Origin of the sequence: Roseburia sp. OM03-7AC (assembly GCF_003462625.1) — a bacterium.
In the GTDB taxonomy this organism is placed as follows: Bacteria; Bacillota; Clostridia; order Lachnospirales; family Lachnospiraceae; genus Roseburia_C; species Roseburia_C amylophila.
Window position 1 is genome coordinate 14,705 of the sequence record NZ_QTZJ01000005.1, and the last position, 20,137, is coordinate 34,841.

A 20,137-nucleotide genomic window follows, 5' to 3' on the forward strand; every position below is an offset into this window, starting at 1 on the left:
CTATTATATTATCTCCTTTCCTTTAGCTTCAAAGCTAACTCAATCAATTCTTGCAAATACTTATATGAATGTCTTGCAATATATCCACTATCATATAAATAGTCCATAACAACTTTCTCTGTCAAACTAATATTTTTTGTAACCAATACATGCGCCAAAAGAGTATGATAATCATAATTACATTCTTTTCTCACTATAGCCCCAGCATTTCTCGAATTTGTTGTAACTGCCATATATTTAAATGTCTTACTGTACCTTCTGCAGAAGCTCTCAAGTAAGTATAAGTTCCAAGGAAAATTGCAATCAGGAAACAACGCAAATGAAGTAATTTCTTTAAGACCTAATGCCTCACCTAAAACCATACTATCTAAAACCTGGTCAATTCCCAATTCATTAAAAGTAACCTGTTCGTCAGAAACAAATCGATTTTTGTCGACACGTACCATCGAAGAGTATGCAATATTCAGCGGTTCTGCTTGCCTATGTGTTCCTGTTCTTAATTCCCACTGATTAAACAGTTCTTCAATCGATACTTCTCGTCTTGATTTACAGTATTCTTCAATTAAATCCATCGCACTTCCTTCTGTTCCCTTTTTTGTAATCGCACGATTACTTTTAACATACTCCGTTGATAAAAGTCTGTTATAAACCAAATTAAAGATTGCCGTTTCAGATAATTCATAATTCTCATCAAATACTGTTTCCAATGGCATTTCATCAAATAAAACGTAATCATTTTGTTCAATATTTTTTTTAATAAAATTTTGAATTTCTATTTCTTCGTTTTTGTCAATAACGAACTTATCTTCACATGTATATGTCTCAGCAGAATTCCATACAAAACAATTATTATTTGCCAATGCATATTTGATTTTTTCTATAGGAACATATTCCATACATTCATTCAAATCTGAATAGTCATGCAACACAGATTCTCCCCAAACATTTCTAATATATTCCTTCAGTAATTCATTTTCTGTACCTTGTGACCATGAAAAATACGATTTTCTGCATATAATATCTTCAGCGTATTTTTGTAAAAAGCTTTTTAGCATTTCGTCTGAAAAAATACCCAGATTATAAAACCATTCTTCATTCTTTTCGTATAATTCTCGATAGTAAAGTATCACAGCCCCACTTTTTCTCAGTTCTTCTATTTCAGTTAGAATCTCCGTACATTTGTTTTCGTTAACTAAATATCCCTTTCCTTCATGAAAAAAGCATTTTTCAGAAATAATTCTCCTAATATCCTCATCACTCCAAGGGCACTCTTCCCCATAATCTTCCACATAGAAACGTTTGAATCTCATCAACTCAATAGGTGAATCGGCTTTTATTCCATATGCAAAATGTGATAATAAAAAGTCATCAAACATTACTTTAATTTTCTTATCCACTAATTTTGCCTCCATTAATTTATTTTTAAAAAGAATAGGATCGTCCACATACAATTGCATCACTTCTCTAAAAAGCTTAGATCCACTTTTCAATCCATTTTTACTCTTAGAATATATATATTCAAGAGTAGCCATCTGCATTGAAATACCATTCTCGTTTCTGAAAACATCATCAATAGCAACTCCTTTTAACATAGCGAGTTGTCTTAACTCATCTGAAACGTTTTTAACCGCACCTTTCCTAGTAATCAAACCATTTTTCACTTGATAAAAAGCATCAACAATAATCAATGCTTCTTGTTCATTCCAAGGCACTCTAATTCCCATTTTCTGTTCCTTTATCATCAATCATTTTGATGAAATTCCATAATATCATCAGTAGAGCATTCTAAAGCCTTACAGATTTTTCCTAATATTTCAGTAGACACATCCTCATCACGTCCTAGTTTTAGCATGGCATATTGCGTTAATCCTGCGGATTCTTGAAGATCTTTTTTCTTCATGTTTTTATCCAATAATAAATGCCATAATTTCTTATAACTTACTGCCATTACAAAAGTCCTCCGTAAAAAGCAAAACAAAAAGTGCATATCACGCCAATGTTAATTATACAATTTTTTATTGTATAATCAATAATTATATTGTCAATACCATATTTTTCTTTATATAACGTTCATAATACATACTTCTTTTTTCTGGAAATAAAAGTCTATCACAACACAAGTCCCATTAAACGAACAATAACATTCCCACATTTCCCCATGTTACTGTTCAGACCCCAGCCAGAAGTCCTATCACGTAACCACATTTTATTTATAAAAGCACCTAAAAATCCTTGAAAAATGGCGGTTTTCTGCCATTTTTTCTTGCATTTTATAGTGTTATGTGTTATAGCAAACTCATAACCACTAAGGAGGTGTTTTTAATGGCTATCATAAAACAATTCGATAAAAGATCTGGTATTACCTATGTTTATGACTCTAAATCTTACTACGACAAAGAAAAAAAATGTTTCAGAGCCAAACGTACTCTCATCGGTAAACTTGATCCCAATACTGGTGAGATTATACCTACTGATGGCAGAAATAAGGGTGCAAAGTCTAAACCCAATTCTATATCTCCTGAAATTGATAAAGACAAACGTATTCAGGAATTAGAATACGAAAACCGTCAGCTTAAGCTTCAAATATCCGCTTTAAAGAAAGAACTTGAACGCATTCAGACTTCCAACTAAATTTTCTTATTCCCATAAATTCAAGGAGGATCAGTGATGACTTTAAAAGAGGCTCATGAGCTACAACGCCGAGAACCTATTTGTGAAACATTCACAACATAAACCCTGCACCCGTTCTATTTACTGCATTTGACTAAGGTGTGAACAGTAACTGTTCTTATTTTTTGTATTGTTTTATCAATCTGTCAATTTCAGCATTCATCATTTCAACCACATTTTGCGGTCCTGCAAGTGTTACCCCCTCTCCAAGACCTATGATCCACGCCAGAAACTGCCTGCTGACTGCAACCTCTGCATTGACTACGAAGCGTTTATCATCCAATCTGATCATTGATACATCTTTACCAAAGCGGTCTATCATTACACCAGCAAAAGAGTTGTCGCACTCAATGCGCACCCACTCTTCTTTGCCTCCATACATGCCAAACATTTTTCTGGCATATGCAGCCATATCAAATGATTTAAATGCCTGCCTTCCTTCTCTTCCCTTACCGTTTGACTTGATATAAAGCATTTTATCTACACGAAAATGTTTAATTATTCCCTCATTACTGTCATACGCAATTAAGTAATAATTTTCATCATCCCAGGATAATGACCATGGACTAACCTCGTAAAGTGCTCCATCATGACGCAGTTCCATCTTCTTGTCAACATTCCACTGAAAATACTGGAATGTTATCCTCGAATTTTCTGCTATTGCCGTATGTATCCTGTCAACATTGTAATAAATGCTCTCATTCATCGTCTTTACACGACCAGCCACAAATACTTGTCTGTGTAACTGCGATGCTTCATATTTACTTGCCAATCCTTCTATCTTTTTTATAAGCTCATTTGACTTCTTGGCTGTGATAAATTTTGCAGACTGCACAGAATCAACCAATAATTTTAATTCTGCAAGTTCAAACTGTCTGTTACCTATATGATACGAATATGTCCTGTCTTCCTGCGTTCCTATAACATCCAGACCATACACTCTTAAATTTTCAATGTCATTATATAAGCTTTTGCGCTCCGCACTTATATCATACGCAGCGAGTGCATCTATAATCTCCGGCATAGTAATACTGTGCGTTTCATCAGTCCGCTCCAGAAGAATTTTCATAAGATATATCAGTTTCAATTTCTGATTTGATGATTTAGGCATATAGCACCTCCAAACTCCCCGATAAAACTAAAAACTTCTCTTATATGATACCATAAATAACCATATAAGAGAAGTTCCTTCATTCCTGCGTTTGACGTTCAAAATATGTTAGTTTATGATTAAAAAAGAGGTGAAAAAATGAAAAATGCAAACATCGCAAAAGTATTAAAAGAATATCGCAAACGCAACCAGCTTTCCGTAACTGATGTCTCCATCCAGTTAAGTGAGAAATCTGTCCCGGAAGCACCCGGAAATGCAGGAAGCAATACAGAAATTATTGAATTTATCTTAAAAGTGCTATCTTCCCGACAGCAAAAAATCCCGGATACCTGATAAAAATGAGATGTTCCTCAAATTATCAGATATCCGGGATTTTCTATCCCAGTGCCACATCCAGTATCATCATCAGCAGAAATCCTACTGAAAACCATATGGTTGCAATATTCGAATGGCTGCCTGTGGATGCCTCCGGCAGCAGTTCCTCGATTACCACATAAATCATGGCGCCCGCTGCAAACGATAACAGATACGGCAGAATCGGAATCACTATGGATGCTGCTGCAATGGTTATAATTGCAGCTATTGGTTCTACAATGCCAGACAGTGCACCATAAAGAAATGCTTTTCCTTTTCCGGTTCCTTCACTGCGAAGTGGCAAGGATATAATTGCACCCTCCGGAAAATTCTGAATGGCAATACCGATTGCCAGGGCAAGTGCTCCTGTCAAAGTAATATTTCCGCTGCCCATCAGAAATCCTGCGAATACTACACCCACTGCCATCCCTTCCGGAATATTATGTAAGGTAACTGCTAGTACCAGCATGGTTGTTTTTTTTAGGTGTGCTTTAATTCCCTCCGGCTCATCACTGTTTAAATGTAAATGCGGAATAAGCCTATCCAAAATCAGCAAAAATGCAATTCCAAGGGCAAATCCAACTGCTGCCGGAATAAATGACAACCTTCCCATTTCTTCTGACATTTCCAAAGACGGAATCAATAGTGACCATACCGACGCCGCCACCATGACTCCGGACGCAAATCCCAGCAGGGATTTCTGCACCAGCGGCTTCAACTCCCCAGTCATAAACAGCACACAGGCCGCCCCTAAAAATGTTCCTACAAACGGAATCCAGATATATACTCCAATCATATAAAACCTCCTTTCACATTTGCTATTCTAAAGTAGCATTTCATTATCTTCTCATAAAATTCTTCTCTCATATAGAATTTATCTCATAAAGTTTCTACTCCAGCGTAAGATTCAAGTACCCATTCTCCGCCTCATCACATCCGGTTATCATGCCAAAATCTTTTTTCTGATAGCCCGGTTTTTTTTTACCATTTCCGACTCGTTCTTCTCTTTCAACTGCCGCCAAAGATTTTCTGACTCTGACCGGAACTTTTATCCGAAGACGCTTTAATACCGCCAGCAAATCCTGCTCTGATAAAGTTGTTTCCAATACTTCGATTACATTTTCCTCTTCCCGGAATAATAAAAGATCCTCTCTGCCATGGTGCTGCACTTTATAAGCATAACCATCTGCATAGTCATTTTCCAGCAACGCATAAGTGATTGCATCCTTATCCCAGCGGATATAACCATTTCCCATAAAATAAGCATCCCGAAGCTGCACATACTCATCCGGTGTCACTGTAAGCAGCCAGTATTCCTGCTGCCCTTTTTCTTCCCCTTTTGCTTCTGCAATTTCGTCCGGAAGAATGGTTCGCTCTGCTACGCAAAATGCCATACGGAAGCCCAGCTTCTCATAATAGTATATGAGGCTTTCGCTGGCTGGTTCTAAGACAATCGGTGTCTGAAAATGCTGTTTTCCTTTTTCTAACAGTATTTTTGCATAGCCCCTGTCCCGGTATTCCGGCAGGGTTGCTACTGCATAAGCATAATGTACCGGTATCTCACCTTCCCCGGTCACAAGATACGCCTTAAGAAATGTTGTCATTGCCACAGGCTTCTTATCTTCCATACACACCAGCATATTTTCTTCCGTAAACCGGTGCGTGAAATAGAATTCCATATAGTCCTCTTCATCCCCGAAGCACCGATGCCAAATCTCTTTTATCTGTGGAATCATCTCTTTTGTTGCAAACCGTATTTCCATCTTAAATCTCCCGTGCAGTATAATTTTTCAGCAAAATATCAGGATAATAGGATAATTTTGCCTTTCGCAGTCCTTCATCCCCGGCATCATCTTCTCGGTTTACATAACTATACTCCTGACAATTATGCATTACAAACTGCTGGTTAATCATTGGATAAGCACCCTGTATTTCCGGAAATGCTTTTTCAAAATGCACTACATAAGTATCGGAATTCAATCGTTCTCCTATGGTAAATGCTACGATTTCTCCAGCCTTACGCAATATGCCACCTTCTAAATGCAACTCATCAAAATATTTCATTGCCTGATTCAGGGCACACTGCTCATCACTCATATCCTCATTCCACTTGCAGGCTCTCCGGTCGCACCACTTAAGATTCATATCATAGCATTCCTGCTTATTTTCCGCTGTCATTGGCTCATAACTCCAATCCTCGTCATCTTTAAATCTTGCAATGTGATTTCGTTTGCCATGAAGCTTCTTTCCTGCCAGACTGGTCAGCTTGTCCACTGTATAAATATAATCAAAGCTGTCCCTGTTTTCTTCGATCTGAAAAATACCGGAAAAATACGTTTCTAAAAACTCCCGGTCTGCCTCCTCAATACTTTCAATATAGAGCTTGCTGTTATCTTCTTTTGCATGTGTAAGGAGCTGCATAATTGCTGCCTTCTTATCTCCTGCTCCAATTGGGAATGCATAACAGTCTTCCCCTTCTGCATCGAATTTTATCACGCAGCAGCCGCAGACTTCTGCCACTTCCACTTTATATATCACAGACCAGATAAAGTTATTTGCAAAGCTGTATTCGCAGCCCTGTCGGTTATCTTCCCTAAGCTTTTCACTCATCCAGTCTCTGTCATCTATGGTTATTGGTCTAAATTCTATCATATCATCTTCCTCATTCTCTTTTCTTCTTCAATTATTATACCCCAGATTGTCAAATTCTGCTCCTGCCATAAACTACTTGAAACATATTTTCAAGTTTATCGGAACAAAGAATGTGCCTTGGCACTTTCTCGTGCCTGCGGCGGTCGCTTGCGACATCTACCTTATACGCCGCAGTGCGCATCCTCGCGGAGCGTTTTTTACTTTACAGGAAAACAATTTCCTGTAAAGTAAAAAAAGATTCCCTATTGTCTCCTTCCATCGGTTATGACAATAGCGAACCTTCTCCTTAAATCATGCTATTCCAATATATATTTTACTGTTCTTTACCACCCTGCAATAAATTTTCTGCTTCCTCTTCCGGCAATGCAAAAATATCCATCAGATTTTCGATATAGAAAAATCACTCTTTTTCTTTAATCATTTTAAACATCTGAACACGGTTTCTGATACCCAGCTTCCGATAGATATTTAAGATATGCTTCTTTAATGTATTTACGCTTATGGACAATTCTTCACAGATGGTATGATTATCCTTTCCCTGCATCAAAAGCTGCAATATCGTATGCTCCCGCTTTGTCAGTTCATATTTCTCTGTTACTTCTGTTATCGTTAGTTTCTCTGCCCTTTCATCCTTTTGCTGTCCGTCCTTATATAACCGGAATGCCAGATGATCTTTTAACATGTCCAGAATAAAAATGTCATCATACTGGAAATTATCTTTTCCGATTGTCCGGTAAAAAGTGACAACGCCTAAAAATTCTTTATTTCTTCCCAATATCATCTGGATTGCATAATGCCAGTTATTTGGCCGGTACACCTTCTGATAATATTCTGTCTGTACCCTTTTTTCATCCGATATCATATCTGTTTCCCGGTACACCAGACTCTTTCCGCTATATACAATTCCGCGATTCGAATTCATTTCATCATACATCGGGGATTCATCATCACAATTATAAGTGACCGGTCTTACCAGATGCCTGCTCTCCTGGCTGTCTGCGAGAAAAAAATCTGCACTGTCAAAATCCAGCACCATCTTCATCTGCTCTAAAAACTGCTCCCGCATAATATCTGCATCTTCCGTCGTATAAATCTTATAAATAATACTATTTAAAATCATCCAGTCATTTGTCTCTAATGTTTTCAATCAATCACCCTCTTTAAGTATTTTTCAGATGTAAAAAGAGGGCATATTCTTTCGAATATACCCTCTTTGGTCTAAAACCATTATATTTTATGGCATTTTAAATTGCAAGTATTATTTTTATTATTATTCATGAAAGATTACATTGCGGTACTTATTCAGTACCCGGAGTAATACACTGCCTAAAATCACACAAGTGATAACTTCTCCGATTCCAACAGTAAGTGCATTAAATGGAATCGACCAGTCAACGCCTTTATATTCTGTAATAAAGCCATAACCATAGCGTAATACAAAAGGTACAATCACCATATTTGCAATAACCGGCGGCCATGTACATGCGAATTTATGCTTTCTTAATGCATAAGTTCCAAACGCTCCAATCAAAGTTGCAATACTTCCGCACACAACATCCACCGGAATCCCGCCTGTCAGCATATTTGCCAGAAAACATCCCAGCCATAATCCCGGAATTGCTGCAGTCGTAAATACTGGCAGAATACATAATGCTTCTGAAATACGCACCTGAATCGTACCGGATGCCAGTCCTGCAATACTGCTAAGATAAGTCAGTGCCACATAGATTGCTGCAATTAACGCAGCCTGCACAATAAATAATACTTTTTTGTTTCTCATATTCTTTTGTCTCCTCTAGTTTTGTTTTACGAGTGGAAGGTCTCGAACACTCGGTTTCTTCTTCCCCTAAGACCTTGGTTTTACGGGGTACTTGCAACGTTTGAAAGTGTATCACAGAACTTGTCTAATTGCAAGCGATTGTATGCACCCACAAAGAGAGGCTGCCTTTCGGCAACCTCTCTTTGCGCTTAATTATATTTTGTATGAGGAAATGGAAAAAAAGAATTACTTGTATTTTTATTAGCCCTTTACACCACCAAGTGCTACACCTGCTACAATATACTTTGAAAGGATAAGGTAAGCAATAATTAATGGAAGTACCGTTACGGTAAGACCTACATATACAACACCGTAATCTACACGGAACTGATCAGATGTCAGCATCTGTACAAACAATGGAAGTGTTTTCTTCTCATCAGTTGTTAACATGATGGTTGGGGTAAAGAGGTTATTCCACTGTGCAATAAACTGGAAGATTGCCTGTGTTGCTACTGCCGGTTTCATAATCGGCATGATAATGGTATTGAAAATCCGGAATTCTCTTGCTCCGTCAATTCGTGCAGCTTCAATCATTTCAATGGATAAGGTACTTTCCATATACTGTTTCATGAAGAATACAACTGCCGGTGCTGCGATACAAGGAATAATCAATGGGATATAAGTATCTACCAGATTCAGTTTTAACATAAAACGGTAGAAACCAATGATTGTAATCTGGTTCGGCACCATCATGATTGCCATGATGAACGCCCATGCAAACTTCTTTGCTTTGAAGTTATATACATGAATTCCATAAGCTGTCATACAGGAACAATATACTGCAAGGAAGGTACCTGGTACTGTGATACATAAGGAGTTCAACATTGCTCTTCCTAATGTTAATCTCATACCATTCTGCTTCTGAAGAAGCATGTTCCAGTTCTCCATCAGGTGGGAGGAAGGAATCAAGGATACACCTGCCTGAATATCTCCAGAAGTTCTGGTCGCATTCATAACCATTAAAAGGAATGGCAGTAAACTAAGGAGACAGAAGAGGATACAAATCAAACCTCGGATTGCTCTTTTTGTATGTAATACTTTCGAATAACTTTTCTGTTTTGGCTGGGATGTCTGTCCGCTCATTGCCATATCAAAACTTGCCATTATCGATTCCCTCCTTTCTTATGTTTCTTCTCGCTCCGATCCGTCATCGTTCCGAAGAAGATAAGACTAATAATCAAGGTCAGAATAAACAGGAATACAGATACTGCTGCTGCCTTACCTACATCACTCTGATATAATCTCATGATGTACATTGCCATTGTTGTGGATGAATCATCCGGCTGTCCGATAAGTCCTGACTTACTGACATTGAATAATGCCGGGATATCGTACATCTGTAAACCACCGATTGCGGAAGTAATCAATACGTATAACATAATCGGTTTTAATAATGGAAGTGTTAAATAACGGAATTTCTTCCATCCGGTTGCTCCATCGATATCAGCCGCTTCATAAAGACTTGGGTCAATTCCCAAAACTCCTGATATCAGCAACAGGGTTGTATTTCCATACCACATCCAGAAGAGGATAAATGATATTAATCCCCGCGTTCCGCCGACGCTTGTCATAAAGTTAAATTTCTGTGAAATGATTCCCATATCACGTAAAGTCTGTGTAATTGGTCCATACTGGGAAAACATTGCATTGAATAAAACAGATACAGACGCTGCTGTGATAATACTAGGTAAGTAAATAATAATTTTGTATGCGCCCTGAGCTTTTAATTTTACAATGTTATCAGTCAGCCATACTGCCAGTAACAATGAAACTAAAATCTGTGGAATAAAGTTACATACCCACATTGCCAGTGTATTTTTCAAATAAATCAATGCATATCCTTTTTCACCGGCTGTCAGTCCGAGAATATTTTTGAAATTGTCTAATCCGCAAAATTCAATAAATTCTCTACCGTTTCTCTTATAGTAGCTTAATGTACTATAGTAAAATGTATTAAATAACGGCCATAACTGAAACAGACAATATGCAATGAAGAATGGGGCGATAAAGAAGTATCCATATCTGCCATATTCAATATGTTTACGTTTTTTCTTTTTGTCCATCTTTGCCAACTCCTCTCAATCCATCTTCCATTTCCCTATATTTTAAAATAACTCTCCAATAGTTTTGTTTATAAATGCTGCCCTTCCCATGCCGGAAAGGGCAGCATAGTTATTGTTCTTTTACTGATTATTCAGCTTTTAAGTATGAATAGGAGTCATGTACTGCGGATTTGAAATCTGCGATTGCAGTATCCTTATCCTTGTTTCCTGCTGCATACTCTTTCACCTGAGTAGCCCAAGCAGAGTTGATGTTCTGATCTTCTGCTGTTGCATTCTTAGCACTGATGGAATCAGCCATTGGTAAGTAGAATGCCATGATGTCCTGACCAGCTGCTTCATATAAGTAGTCACATGTTGCGCCTGCTTCAGAAATCTTCTTAACAGCTTCTTTGTTGTTTACGAAATCACTGTTCTTTGCATTGATAGATACCATGAAGTCTGTGTCACAGGTAAATGCTTTGATAATTGTTCCAGCCATTTCTTTGTCTGCACAGTTAGCTGTTGCTGCAAGTCCTGTACCACCCCAGTAGAACTGTTCCGGAGCATTTACAAGGATTGTGTTACCTTTCCAGGTATCTTTTAAGCTCCAGTATGTGAACCATGGGCATCCACAGTAAGCAACTGCTGCATTAGATGTCTCGCCGTCACCTTCCATGTTTGCATACCAGTCTGTTGACCACTGGTCTGTTTCATAGGTTAATCCTTCGTCTACCATTGTCTTAGCAAGATCCATATACTGTGTCATATTATCATCAACAGAAATTACATCGTCATCGCCATACCAACCAGTTGCTCTTGAGTTAGAAAGTACACGGAAACACTCATCATAACCAGAGAACAGTTTACATTTTCCGCTTGATGCATCATTTACTTTTCTTGCTGCTTCCAGGATTCCATCCCATGTAGAGAACATTGTGCTTAATTCAGCAGGATCAGTTGTTCCAAGGTATTTCTCACAAAGATCAGCTCTTAACTGGAAGCATCCAGGAGTAGCCTGCCAGAATAATGCTTTTACATTGTTTGCATCAGATGAATCCTCACCAGTTACGGTACCAAGATCCAGATTATACTGATACTGATTTGCATAATCATCTGCTGTAACTCCACAATCACCAACTGAGGTCAGCCAGTCACTGTTTACATATTTCAAAACGTAGTCAACCTCAAGTCCCATCAGGTCTGGGTACAATTCATTGCTTGGGTCATCTAAGATTTCATCAATCTTTGTCTGATAATAATCAGATCCACCTGCATTTACGAATACGATACGTTTTGCAAGATCCGGATACTGCTCTGCAAACGGTCCATCCAAAATGTTCTTGATGTCATCGTTCCAGCCCCATACTACGAATGCATCATCTGCACTTGGATCACCGGTGATGGTGTTCTCTACTTCTGTAGAATCAGAACCACTGTCTGTGTCCGTATCTGCATCTGCTGTTCCTTCTGTGTTGGATGCATCATTGTTCGCATCCTTTGTGTCATCCCCTGATCCACATCCAGCTACCATAGCTGCTACCATGGATACGCATAATAAAGTACTGATAAGTTTCTTTTTCATTGAGTTCTCCTCCTTCTCATTTTTCATCCTCTTCGGATGTTGTTTCAGGCAGCTCTCCTACCGACTGGCCGGTAATCAATGTGCCCTCTATAACGACTCTCTCTATGAGAGTAGTTCTCGGTTTCTCGATGGCATCAATCAGACGCCGTGCTGCTTCTCTTCCTATTTCTTCTGTATCCTGACGAATCGTTGTGATTCTCGGATGAGATAACTGGGAAATTCTTGTTCCGTCATATCCTGCAATGGAAACATCTTCCGGAATATGCATCCCACGTTCCATAATCACGTTTTTTCCTCCGATTAAAGAGGTGTCATCCGGATAAAGAATACAGGTTGGCGGGTCATCCATATCAAGTAAAATTTCTGTCTGCTCCGCCGCTCCCTTTGTTTCCAGATAAGCAGCTTCCCGAATGTAATCTTCATTTACCTTAATATGAAGTTCTTCCATCGTCCGGTAAAAGCTTGTAAGTCTTTCTCTTGTTACATTCGAGTTTTTCTGTCCATGTATGTAAGCAATTTTTCGGTGACCCTTCTTATATATATACTTCAGCAGCTCTTCCATTCCTTTTACATTATTGGAACAAACTGCTGTGCAATTGTAATGTGTATAATCAATGGTCACTACCGGGAATGCACTGTTCATTAATTCAAGCACTCCCTGGCTGGCAAAATCAGCACACACGATAACGATTCCTTCAAAGTTCCGGTATCTGCAATGTTCAAAAAATGAGGTTTTCTTTACTCCGTAACTGTTGTTGATAAATGTTACATCATATCCCATCTTCTCAACCTGCACCTTAATTCCATTTAGCACACCTGAAAAATATTCATGTGTCAGACCACTTCCTGCTTCTTCCTGAAACAGGACTCCTACATTGTAGGAACGGTTGGTCTTTAATGCTCTGGCAGCTGCATTTGGAAAATACCCCATCCGCTCTGCTGTCTCTCTTACTCTTGCTTTTGTTTCTTCTCCAATATCATGTTGTCCATTCAGTGCTTTGCTAACTGTTGCAGTTGATACACCACATTCTTTCGCAATGTCTTTTAAAGATACCATCTTTTGCACCTCACTGTTTTGAGTTGCTTTTCTTAATCGTTTTCGTAGCTTTATCATAACATATTCAGTGTGAAATGCAACTATTTTTTGTATATTTGTAACAGTTATCCAGTTTTAAGTCGTCAGTTTTGTGCATTTTTTACTAATCTTGTTTTCTTTCTTCTATATTAAGTCGATTTTTTTCTTTCTCTTTACTTAATCGTTATCACTCGGTGTTTTCGATTCATATGACAAAAAGCTGTCATTTTCGCTCTTTTCTCCTAAAATGCATACTTTCTTCAATATTTCTGTTGCTTTTTCCTGATTCTTATATTATACTCAACCTAAAGAAATACCTCTCTTAATCGTTTTCGGACTTATTGTATTTAAGGAGGTTATTTAATTATGAAATTTGGACATTTCGATGATGCAGCGAAAGAATATGTCATCACTTCCCCAAAGACTCCACTTCCATGGATCAACTATTTAGGATGTGAAGATTTCTTTTCACTGGTTTCTAACACCTGCGGAGGATACAGTTTCTATAAAGATGCCAAGCTCCTTCGTCTTACAAGATATCGTTACAACAATATTCCTTATGACAGCAATGGACATTATTACTATATCAAAGATGGTGACACCATCTGGAATCCGGGATGGATGCCAGCCAAGACTGAATTAGATTCCTATCAGTGCCGGCATGGATTAGGCTACTCTGTTTTTGAGGGAAGCAAAAATCAGTTATCCGCAGAGCTGACCATGTTTGTTCCTATGGGAAATACCTGTGAGATTAACAAACTGACACTGACCAACCACGGCAGCGAACACAAAGAAATTTCCGTATTCTCTTATGTAGAATTCTGTCTGTGGAATGCCATGGATGATATGACAAACTTCCAGCGTAACTTCAGTACTGGTGAAGTGGAAATTCACGGCTCTGCCCTTTATCATAAGACAGAATACCGCGAACGCCGTAATCATTATGCGGTATATGCTGTAAATACCCAGCTTGCCGGATTCGATACCGACCGTGAATCTTTCCTTGGTGCTTATGGCGAAAATTCCGCGCCGGAAGTTGTCATAAACGGAACCTCTAAGAACTCTGTAGCAAGCGGCTGGTCTCCGATTGGTTCCCACCATATCAAGGTTTCTCTTGCACCGGGCGAATCAAAATCCTTTGTTTTTGTACTGGGTTATGTAGAGAATCCGGTTGCCGAGAAATGGGATGGTCCTGCTGAAAACGGATGCATCAACAGAAAACCGGCAGAAGAATTATTAAAACGTTTTGATACCACAGAAAAAGCTGACGCTGCTTTAGCAGAATTAAAAGAATACTGGAATAACCTTTTAAACCACTTTACCGTATCTTCTTCCGAAGAGAAGTTAGACCGTATGGTAAACATCTGGCATCAATATCAGTGTATGGTTACCTTTAATATGTCACGTTCCGCTTCCTATTTCGAATCCGGAATTGGACGAGGCATGGGCTTCCGTGATTCCTGTCAGGATCTTTTAGGATTTGTTCATCTGATTCCGGACCGTGCAAGACAGCGTATTTTAGATATCGCATCTACCCAGTTTGAGGATGGAAGTGCTTACCATCAGTATCAGCCACTTACCAAAAAAGGAAATGCTGATATCGGAAGCGGATTCAATGATGACCCGTTATGGCTCATTGCCGGTACTGCTGCTTATATCAAGGAGACCGGAGATTACTCCATTTTAGATGAAATCACTCCTTATGATAATGACGAAAGCAAAGCAACCGATTTTATGGAACATTTAAGACGTTCCTTCAACTATACCAGAACACACTTAGGACCACATGGACTTCCTCTGATTGGACGTGCTGACTGGAATGACTGTCTGAACTTAAACTGCTTCTCAGAAGAGCCGGGTGAATCCTTCCAGACCTTCGGACCATCTGAGGGACCAAATGCAGAGTCTGTATTTATCGCAGGCATGTTTGTAAAATATGGTAAAGATTATGTAGAAATCTGCAAACACAGAGGTCTGGAAGAAGAAGCCAAAGAAGCGGAAGAAGCAATTGCTTCCATGGAAAAAACCGTTCTCGATGCCGGCTGGGATGGCGAATGGTTCTTAAGAGCTTACGACCACTACAAACAGAAAATCGGTTCCAAAGAATGTGACGATGGTAAAATCTTTATCGAGCCGCAGGGATTCTGTGTTATGGCAGAAATCGGACTGAAAGAAGGCAATTGTCTTCAGGCAATGCAGTCTGTTGAAAAATACTTAGATACCAAATACGGTATTGTACTGCTGCAGCCACCTTATCACAAATACCATGTAGAGCTCGGTGAAATTTCTTCCTATCCACCTGGATACAAAGAAAATGCAGGTATCTTCTGTCACAACAATCCATGGATTTCCATTGCAGAAACAGTCGTTGGACGTGGCGACCGTGCATGGCAGGTATACACCAGAACCTGTCCTGCTTATATCGAAGATATCAGCGAAATCCACCGCACTGAGCCATATGTGTACTCTCAGATGATTGCCGGAAAAGATGCACCAAACTTCGGTGAAGCAAAGAACAGCTGGCTTACCGGTACTGCTGCATGGACTTTCCTTGATGTATCCCAGTATATCTTAGGTATCCGTCCGGATTATGATGGTCTTGTAATTGACCCATGTATTCCATCTACTTTATCCGGTTTTACCGCAAAACGTGATTTCCGTGGTGTAACTTATCACATTCAGGTAAAGAATCCAAATGGCGTACAGAAAGGTGTCAAGGTTCTTACTGTGGATGGTGTTATTGCTGATGGCAATATGATTCCATTTGATCCGTCTAAGAAAGAAGTTACTGTTGAAGTAATTATGGGTTAAGCAAAATACCTCCCTTTATTTATCTTATATAAAATCAATCCATGATTCAAAAGAAGGGCGTATGAAAAAACGAAAGTTTTTTCATACGCCCTTCTTCTATATACTTCTTTTATAACCTGCTGCTCTTACAATTCACAGGTATTAACGGTTCTTGGGAACGGAATGACATCACGGATGTTTGCCATACCGGTAAGATACATAACGCATCTTTCAAATCCAAGTCCGAAGCCTGCATGTCTTGCAGAACCATATTTACGTAAATCAAGATAGAAGCTGTAATCTTCCTCTTTTAATCCAAGTTCATGGATTCTTTCTAATAATTTATCGTAGTCATCCTCTCTCTGGCTTCCTCCGATAATTTCTCCGATTCCTGGCACCAGACAGTCAACTGCTGCAACTGTCTTGCCATCCTCATTGAGTTTCATATAGAAGGCTTTGATTTCCTTTGGATAATCTGTTACAAATACCGGTCTCTTGAAAACCTGCTCTGTTAAGAAACGCTCATGCTCGGTCTGAAGGTCACAGCCCCAGGATACCTTATAATCAAATTTATCATTATTCTTCTCCAGAAGTTCAATGGCTTCTGTATAAGTCACTCTTGCGAAATCGGAATGTAATACATTATTCAGCCGTTCAATCAGTCCCTTGTCTACGAAGGAATTAAAGAACTGCATTTCTTCCGGTGCATGTTCCATAACATAGGAAATAATATATTTCAGCATACTCTCTGCCAGTACCATGTCATCTTCCAGATCTGCAAATGCAATTTCCGGCTCAATCATCCAGAACTCTGCAGCATGTCTTGTAGTATTGGAATTCTCTGCCCTGAAGGTTGGTCCAAAGGTATAAATATTTTTGAACGCCAGTGCAAAGGTCTCTCCGTTTAACTGTCCACTTACGGTAAGATTGGTTGGTTTTCCAAAGAAATCCTGTGTATAATCAATGCTTCCGTCTTCCTTGTGTGGAATGTTATTTAAGTCCATGGTAGTAACCTGGAACATTTCTCCCGCACCCTCACAGTCACTTCCGGTAATCAGCGGAGTGTGTACATAGACAAAGTCCCTCTCCTGGAAGAACTTATGAATTGCATATGCAATCAGGGAACGTACACGGAATACTGCCTCAAAGGTATTGGTACGTGGTCTTAAATGTGAAATAGTTCTTAAATATTCGAAGCTGTGGCGTTTCTTCTGTAACGGATAATCCGGTGCAGATGCGCCTTCAATTACGATTTCCTCTGCCTGAATTTCAAATGGCTGTTTTGCTTCCGGTGTAGCTTCCAGCACTCCGGTAACAACAATAGCTGCACCAACATTAATTTTGGTAAGCTCCTGAAAATTCTCCAGTCCGTCTGCATATACTACCTGCAGTGGCTCAAAGAAAGTTCCGTCATTTACTACGATAAATCCGAAGTTTTTAGAATTACGGTTACTTCTTACCCAGCCTCCGACGGTAATCTTCTTACCTACATAATCTTCCTGATGGTGAAATAAATCTCTGATGTCAACAAGTTCCATTTTTCTATCCCCCTTAGATAAAAAATTTTCTAATCCTTTTTAGTTTTCTGTATTTAATTCAGTATCTGTAACATTTTCTGTTCCTGCCTCATCTTCAACAGTTGCACTGTCAACTACTTTCTGAAGTGCCAGATTACATACATATACTTTCTTTAAATATTCTTTTCCGCTGTCTGCGCTCAATCCATATGATTTGTATAATGTGGATTCATCGCTGTAGCTGTAATTGCTCATAAGATTTCCAACGTAGCTGTCAAAGCCATCCTGGTCAAACTCAATGCCTTCCTTTTCTGCAATTGCCTCTAAAATCATCTGTGTCTTAAGATCTGATGTCACTTCGTCAGTTACATTGCTTACAAATTCATCATAATCCTGATTTGCTGTATTTTCCACATAATCCTTAAGGCTGCTTCCATCGCTGCAGTAATAGGATTCATACTGTGCCATTACTTCTTCCATACGGGCATCCAGAAGTCCATCCGGAAGTTCCTTTACGGTACATACCTCTCCTAACTTGTCCATTACTGCAGAACGGATTGCAGATTTCTTGGAGGATTCCTTAGAAGATTCCAGATAATTGCGTGCATCTGCCTTCATCTCATCTACCGTATCATAGCCAAGGCTGGCCTTAGCATTGACATATGCCACATATTCATCTGTCATATTGTCATAAGTAATATCCTGCTTCTCAACAATTTTATTGATGGTTACATTAAACACAACCGCCTGTCCTGCCAGGTCTGTATTTTTATAGCTTTCCGGAAATGTAAGATTCAAGGTTACTTTATCCCCTACTTTTGCACCAATCAGTCCTTCTTCGAAGCCGTCAATAAACGTATTGCTTCCAATCTCTAAGACCGTATCTGTTGCAGTTCCACCGCTGAATGCCACACCATCTTTTAATCCTTCATAATCGATATTTACAGCATCTCCATCCTCTACCACTGTTTTATCCGTATCTACATAGTATGGATAGTTGGTAATTACGCTATTCTCAATAAAAGTCTTCACATCATCATCACTTACGGAATAATCGTCTGTCAAAGCTACTGACAATCCCATATAATCGCCCAGTTCCACATAATCAAGCGGGTCAAAATCAATTGCCGCACTGGATACCACTTCTGTGCTCTCTGTATTCTCTACCGATTCACTTTTCTTGTCTTTTCCACAGCCAGTTACTGAAAATGCCAGTGTCAGGCATAACAATACTGCCACTATTTTCTTCTTCATATTTATTTCCCTTCTGTCTTTCATTCAAAGGCTGGATTTTTCCAGTCAGTCATACTTTCTAAAGATACCACATTTTCACCGAAAATAAAAGCATTTCATAGAATTTTTCGCATTTGCAGGTTGTCAATCCTGCCAATCAATGATACAATCATATTTGGATTTTACTTAAGGAGGTTTTCATCGTGCCAAAATTTGCGATTGTATTATTAACAATACTGATTATTATGATTATTGCCCTGATTGTTCTTTATTTTGTGGGCAAACGAGCTCAGAAAAAGAAAGAAGAACAGGATGCCCAGATTGCAGCAGCAGCACAGACCATTTCCATGCTGATTATCGATAAGAAGAAGATGCGGCTTAAAGATTCCGGTCTTCCGGCAAATGTCATTGCCCAGACTCCGAAAATGCTCCGCCGTTCCAAACTTCCAATCGTCAAAGCAAAGGTTGGTCCAAAGGTTATGACTTTAATCTGTGACGGACAGATTTTTGATTCCGTTCCGGTTAAGAAGGAAGTAAAAGCTACTGTCAGCGGGCTTTACATTACCGCAGTAAAAGGAATGCGTGGTCCTATCGAAGCACCTGCCAAAAAGAAAAAAGGCTTTATGGCAAAGTTAAAAGAAAAAGCTGGTAAATAAAATAACTTGAGCTGGGTTTTCACCCAGCTCTATTTTATTTTACAGGAGATTGCTTTCCTGCAAAGTAAAAAACGTTCCGCGAGGATGCGCACTGCGGTGTATAAGGTAAATGTCGCAAGCGGCCGCCGCAGACGCGGGAATGTGCCAAGGCACATTCTTTGTTCTACATCCAGCTACGCAAGACTGAATCCGCCTTTTTCTTTTGATGCAATCTTCATCTTAATGGTACAGTCCGCCAGATGCTCATAGTTTACCTCCAATGCATAATCTATCTGCACATCAATACAATGTTCTGTCTCTTCCACTTTAATATCCTTTGCATCAATTCCAACCAGAAGATTTCCAAATGGCGTTCCATAATAAGACATATTTTTCCGGTTCTTTTCAAAGACCATGTGTACATTGGAAACTCCTTTTTTTGTAATATCAATACAGTTTTCCTGCATCTTGATTATATTCTTTGTGCTTCCTTCAAAACCTTCATTTACTTCTTCATACAGCACATAATGTTTTCCGTTTTTCTGGTAATAATCCCCTACTGTAATCACTTCAACCGGCTCTGCTTCTCCTTCTGCCGGCATCTGTAATCCGCTGATTGATACAATTACATCTTTTGTCATCTAATCCGCTCCTTCT

Annotated in this window: 19 protein-coding genes; 4 read left to right on the top strand and 15 right to left on the bottom strand. The window is 39.0% G+C overall.

What is annotated here, in order from left to right:
* Window positions 1-8 precede the first annotated feature (8 nt).
* Window positions 9-1,724, bottom strand: coding sequence for a hypothetical protein (locus DXB39_RS10395; RefSeq protein WP_117841747.1), 1,716 nt, complete (start codon window positions 1,722-1,724; stop codon window positions 9-11).
* Between the two features lie 17 nt (window positions 1,725-1,741).
* The gene (locus tag DXB39_RS10400) at window positions 1,742-1,948 is read right to left on the bottom strand and encodes a helix-turn-helix domain-containing protein (protein ID WP_117841746.1); all 207 of its coding nucleotides are present in this window, start codon (window positions 1,946-1,948) and stop codon (window positions 1,742-1,744) included.
* A gap of 374 nt (window positions 1,949-2,322) precedes the next feature.
* On the opposite strand from DXB39_RS10400, the gene DXB39_RS14950 reads away from it, so the two are divergent.
* The gene (locus DXB39_RS14950) at window positions 2,323-2,631 is read left to right on the top strand and encodes a hypothetical protein (RefSeq protein WP_199535134.1); all 309 of its coding nucleotides are present in this window, start codon (window positions 2,323-2,325) and stop codon (window positions 2,629-2,631) included.
* Window positions 2,632-2,788: 157 nt separating this feature from the next.
* On the opposite strand, the gene DXB39_RS10410 is transcribed toward DXB39_RS14950, so the two are convergent.
* Entirely contained in the window at window positions 2,789-3,781 is a 993-nt protein-coding gene (locus DXB39_RS10410) for a helix-turn-helix transcriptional regulator (protein WP_117841745.1), read from the bottom strand.
* Window positions 3,782-3,919: 138 nt separating this feature from the next.
* Between DXB39_RS10410 and DXB39_RS15070 the strand changes: the two genes are divergently transcribed.
* Window positions 3,920-4,114 (top strand): hypothetical protein, encoded by a 195-nt coding sequence (locus DXB39_RS15070; RefSeq protein ID WP_243006020.1) that lies wholly within the window; start codon window positions 3,920-3,922, stop codon window positions 4,112-4,114.
* Between the two features lie 43 nt (window positions 4,115-4,157).
* On the opposite strand, the gene DXB39_RS10420 is transcribed toward DXB39_RS15070, so the two are convergent.
* The 9 genes from DXB39_RS10420 to DXB39_RS10460 all read right to left on the bottom strand — a co-directional run bounded on the left by DXB39_RS10420 (window position 4,158) and on the right by DXB39_RS10460 (window position 13,287).
* Window positions 4,158-4,931, bottom strand: coding sequence for a ZIP family metal transporter (locus tag DXB39_RS10420; RefSeq protein ID WP_117841744.1), 774 nt, complete (start codon window positions 4,929-4,931; stop codon window positions 4,158-4,160).
* A 94-nt stretch (window positions 4,932-5,025) separates the two neighbouring features.
* Entirely contained in the window at window positions 5,026-5,898 is an 873-nt protein-coding gene (locus DXB39_RS10425) for a GNAT family N-acetyltransferase (protein WP_117841743.1), read from the bottom strand.
* A 1-nt stretch (window position 5,899) separates the two neighbouring features.
* On the bottom strand, window positions 5,900-6,787 hold the full coding sequence (locus DXB39_RS10430; RefSeq protein WP_117697998.1) for a DUF2156 domain-containing protein: 888 nt from the start codon (window positions 6,785-6,787) through the stop codon (window positions 5,900-5,902).
* Window positions 6,788-7,187: 400 nt separating this feature from the next.
* Window positions 7,188-7,934, bottom strand: coding sequence for a helix-turn-helix domain-containing protein (locus tag DXB39_RS10435; protein ID WP_117697996.1), 747 nt, complete (start codon window positions 7,932-7,934; stop codon window positions 7,188-7,190).
* A 123-nt stretch (window positions 7,935-8,057) separates the two neighbouring features.
* The gene (locus DXB39_RS10440) at window positions 8,058-8,567 is read right to left on the bottom strand and encodes a QueT transporter family protein (RefSeq protein ID WP_022243700.1); all 510 of its coding nucleotides are present in this window, start codon (window positions 8,565-8,567) and stop codon (window positions 8,058-8,060) included.
* A 240-nt stretch (window positions 8,568-8,807) separates the two neighbouring features.
* On the bottom strand, window positions 8,808-9,710 hold the full coding sequence (locus DXB39_RS10445) for a carbohydrate ABC transporter permease (RefSeq protein WP_022243701.1): 903 nt from the start codon (window positions 9,708-9,710) through the stop codon (window positions 8,808-8,810).
* A complete protein-coding gene (locus tag DXB39_RS10450) occupies window positions 9,710-10,669 on the bottom strand; it encodes a carbohydrate ABC transporter permease (RefSeq protein ID WP_117841742.1) in 960 nt (319 codons plus the stop codon). The genes DXB39_RS10445 and DXB39_RS10450 overlap by 1 nt, the downstream gene beginning before the upstream one ends.
* Window positions 10,670-10,796: 127 nt before the next feature.
* A complete protein-coding gene (locus DXB39_RS10455) occupies window positions 10,797-12,230 on the bottom strand; it encodes a hypothetical protein (RefSeq protein WP_147343730.1) in 1,434 nt (477 codons plus the stop codon).
* A gap of 16 nt (window positions 12,231-12,246) precedes the next feature.
* Window positions 12,247-13,287 carry a LacI family DNA-binding transcriptional regulator gene (locus DXB39_RS10460; protein ID WP_117697993.1) on the bottom strand — a complete coding sequence of 347 codons (1,041 nt, stop codon included), beginning with the start codon at window positions 13,285-13,287 and terminating at the stop codon, window positions 12,247-12,249.
* Window positions 13,288-13,671: 384 nt separating this feature from the next.
* On the opposite strand from DXB39_RS10460, the gene DXB39_RS10465 reads away from it, so the two are divergent.
* Window positions 13,672-16,116: a GH36-type glycosyl hydrolase domain-containing protein gene (locus DXB39_RS10465; protein WP_117697992.1), complete on the top strand. Its 2,445-nt coding sequence runs from the start codon at window positions 13,672-13,674 to the stop codon at window positions 16,114-16,116.
* Window positions 16,117-16,241: 125 nt separating this feature from the next.
* On the opposite strand, the gene asnS is transcribed toward DXB39_RS10465, so the two are convergent.
* Window positions 16,242-17,633 carry an asparagine--tRNA ligase gene (gene asnS / locus DXB39_RS10470; protein ID WP_117697991.1) on the bottom strand — a complete coding sequence of 464 codons (1,392 nt, stop codon included), beginning with the start codon at window positions 17,631-17,633 and terminating at the stop codon, window positions 16,242-16,244.
* A gap of 39 nt (window positions 17,634-17,672) precedes the next feature.
* Window positions 17,673-18,866 carry a trigger factor gene (gene tig / locus DXB39_RS10475; protein WP_158561536.1) on the bottom strand — a complete coding sequence of 398 codons (1,194 nt, stop codon included), beginning with the start codon at window positions 18,864-18,866 and terminating at the stop codon, window positions 17,673-17,675.
* A 224-nt stretch (window positions 18,867-19,090) separates the two neighbouring features.
* Here tig and DXB39_RS10480 point away from each other — a divergent pair, with 224 nt between their 5' ends.
* Complete coding sequence (locus DXB39_RS10480) at window positions 19,091-19,501, top strand: hypothetical protein (RefSeq protein WP_117698024.1); 411 nt, start codon at window positions 19,091-19,093, stop codon at window positions 19,499-19,501.
* A 173-nt stretch (window positions 19,502-19,674) separates the two neighbouring features.
* Here the strand turns inward: DXB39_RS10480 and DXB39_RS10485 are convergent, their stop codons facing one another.
* Entirely contained in the window at window positions 19,675-20,121 is a 447-nt protein-coding gene (locus DXB39_RS10485; RefSeq protein WP_022243709.1) for a DUF1934 domain-containing protein, read from the bottom strand.
* Window positions 20,122-20,137: the final 16 nt, after the last annotated feature.

Bases quoted from the DNA above. Each gene is read 5' to 3' on its own strand.
- DXB39_RS15070 (WP_243006020.1), top strand. From the start codon at position 3,920: ATGAAAAATGCAAACATCGCAAAAGTATTAAAAGAATATCGCAAACGC.
- DXB39_RS10480 (WP_117698024.1), top strand. From the start codon at position 19,091: ATGATTATTGCCCTGATTGTTCTTTATTTTGTGGGCAAACGAGCTCAG.
- DXB39_RS10410 (WP_117841745.1), bottom strand. From the start codon at position 3,781: ATGCCTAAATCATCAAATCAGAAATTGAAACTGATATATCTTATGAAA.
- DXB39_RS10460 (WP_117697993.1), bottom strand. From the start codon at position 13,287: ATGGTATCTTTAAAAGACATTGCGAAAGAATGTGGTGTATCAACTGCA.
- asnS (WP_117697991.1), bottom strand. From the start codon at position 17,633: ATGGAACTTGTTGACATCAGAGATTTATTTCACCATCAGGAAGATTAT.
- DXB39_RS10465 (WP_117697992.1), top strand. From the start codon at position 13,672: ATGAAATTTGGACATTTCGATGATGCAGCGAAAGAATATGTCATCACT.
- tig (WP_158561536.1), bottom strand. From the start codon at position 18,866: ATGAAGAAGAAAATAGTGGCAGTATTGTTATGCCTGACACTGGCATTT.
- DXB39_RS10420 (WP_117841744.1), bottom strand. From the start codon at position 4,931: ATGATTGGAGTATATATCTGGATTCCGTTTGTAGGAACATTTTTAGGG.
- DXB39_RS10425 (WP_117841743.1), bottom strand. From the start codon at position 5,898: ATGGAAATACGGTTTGCAACAAAAGAGATGATTCCACAGATAAAAGAG.
- DXB39_RS10440 (WP_022243700.1), bottom strand. From the start codon at position 8,567: ATGAGAAACAAAAAAGTATTATTTATTGTGCAGGCTGCGTTAATTGCA.
- DXB39_RS10485 (WP_022243709.1), bottom strand. From the start codon at position 20,121: ATGACAAAAGATGTAATTGTATCAATCAGCGGATTACAGATGCCGGCA.
- DXB39_RS14950 (WP_199535134.1), top strand. From the start codon at position 2,323: ATGGCTATCATAAAACAATTCGATAAAAGATCTGGTATTACCTATGTT.
- DXB39_RS10430 (WP_117697998.1), bottom strand. From the start codon at position 6,787: ATGATAGAATTTAGACCAATAACCATAGATGACAGAGACTGGATGAGT.
- DXB39_RS10450 (WP_117841742.1), bottom strand. From the start codon at position 10,669: ATGGACAAAAAGAAAAAACGTAAACATATTGAATATGGCAGATATGGA.
- DXB39_RS10455 (WP_147343730.1), bottom strand. From the start codon at position 12,230: ATGAAAAAGAAACTTATCAGTACTTTATTATGCGTATCCATGGTAGCA.
- DXB39_RS10400 (WP_117841746.1), bottom strand. From the start codon at position 1,948: ATGGCAGTAAGTTATAAGAAATTATGGCATTTATTATTGGATAAAAAC.
- DXB39_RS10445 (WP_022243701.1), bottom strand. From the start codon at position 9,710: ATGGCAAGTTTTGATATGGCAATGAGCGGACAGACATCCCAGCCAAAA.
- DXB39_RS10395 (WP_117841747.1), bottom strand. From the start codon at position 1,724: ATGGGAATTAGAGTGCCTTGGAATGAACAAGAAGCATTGATTATTGTT.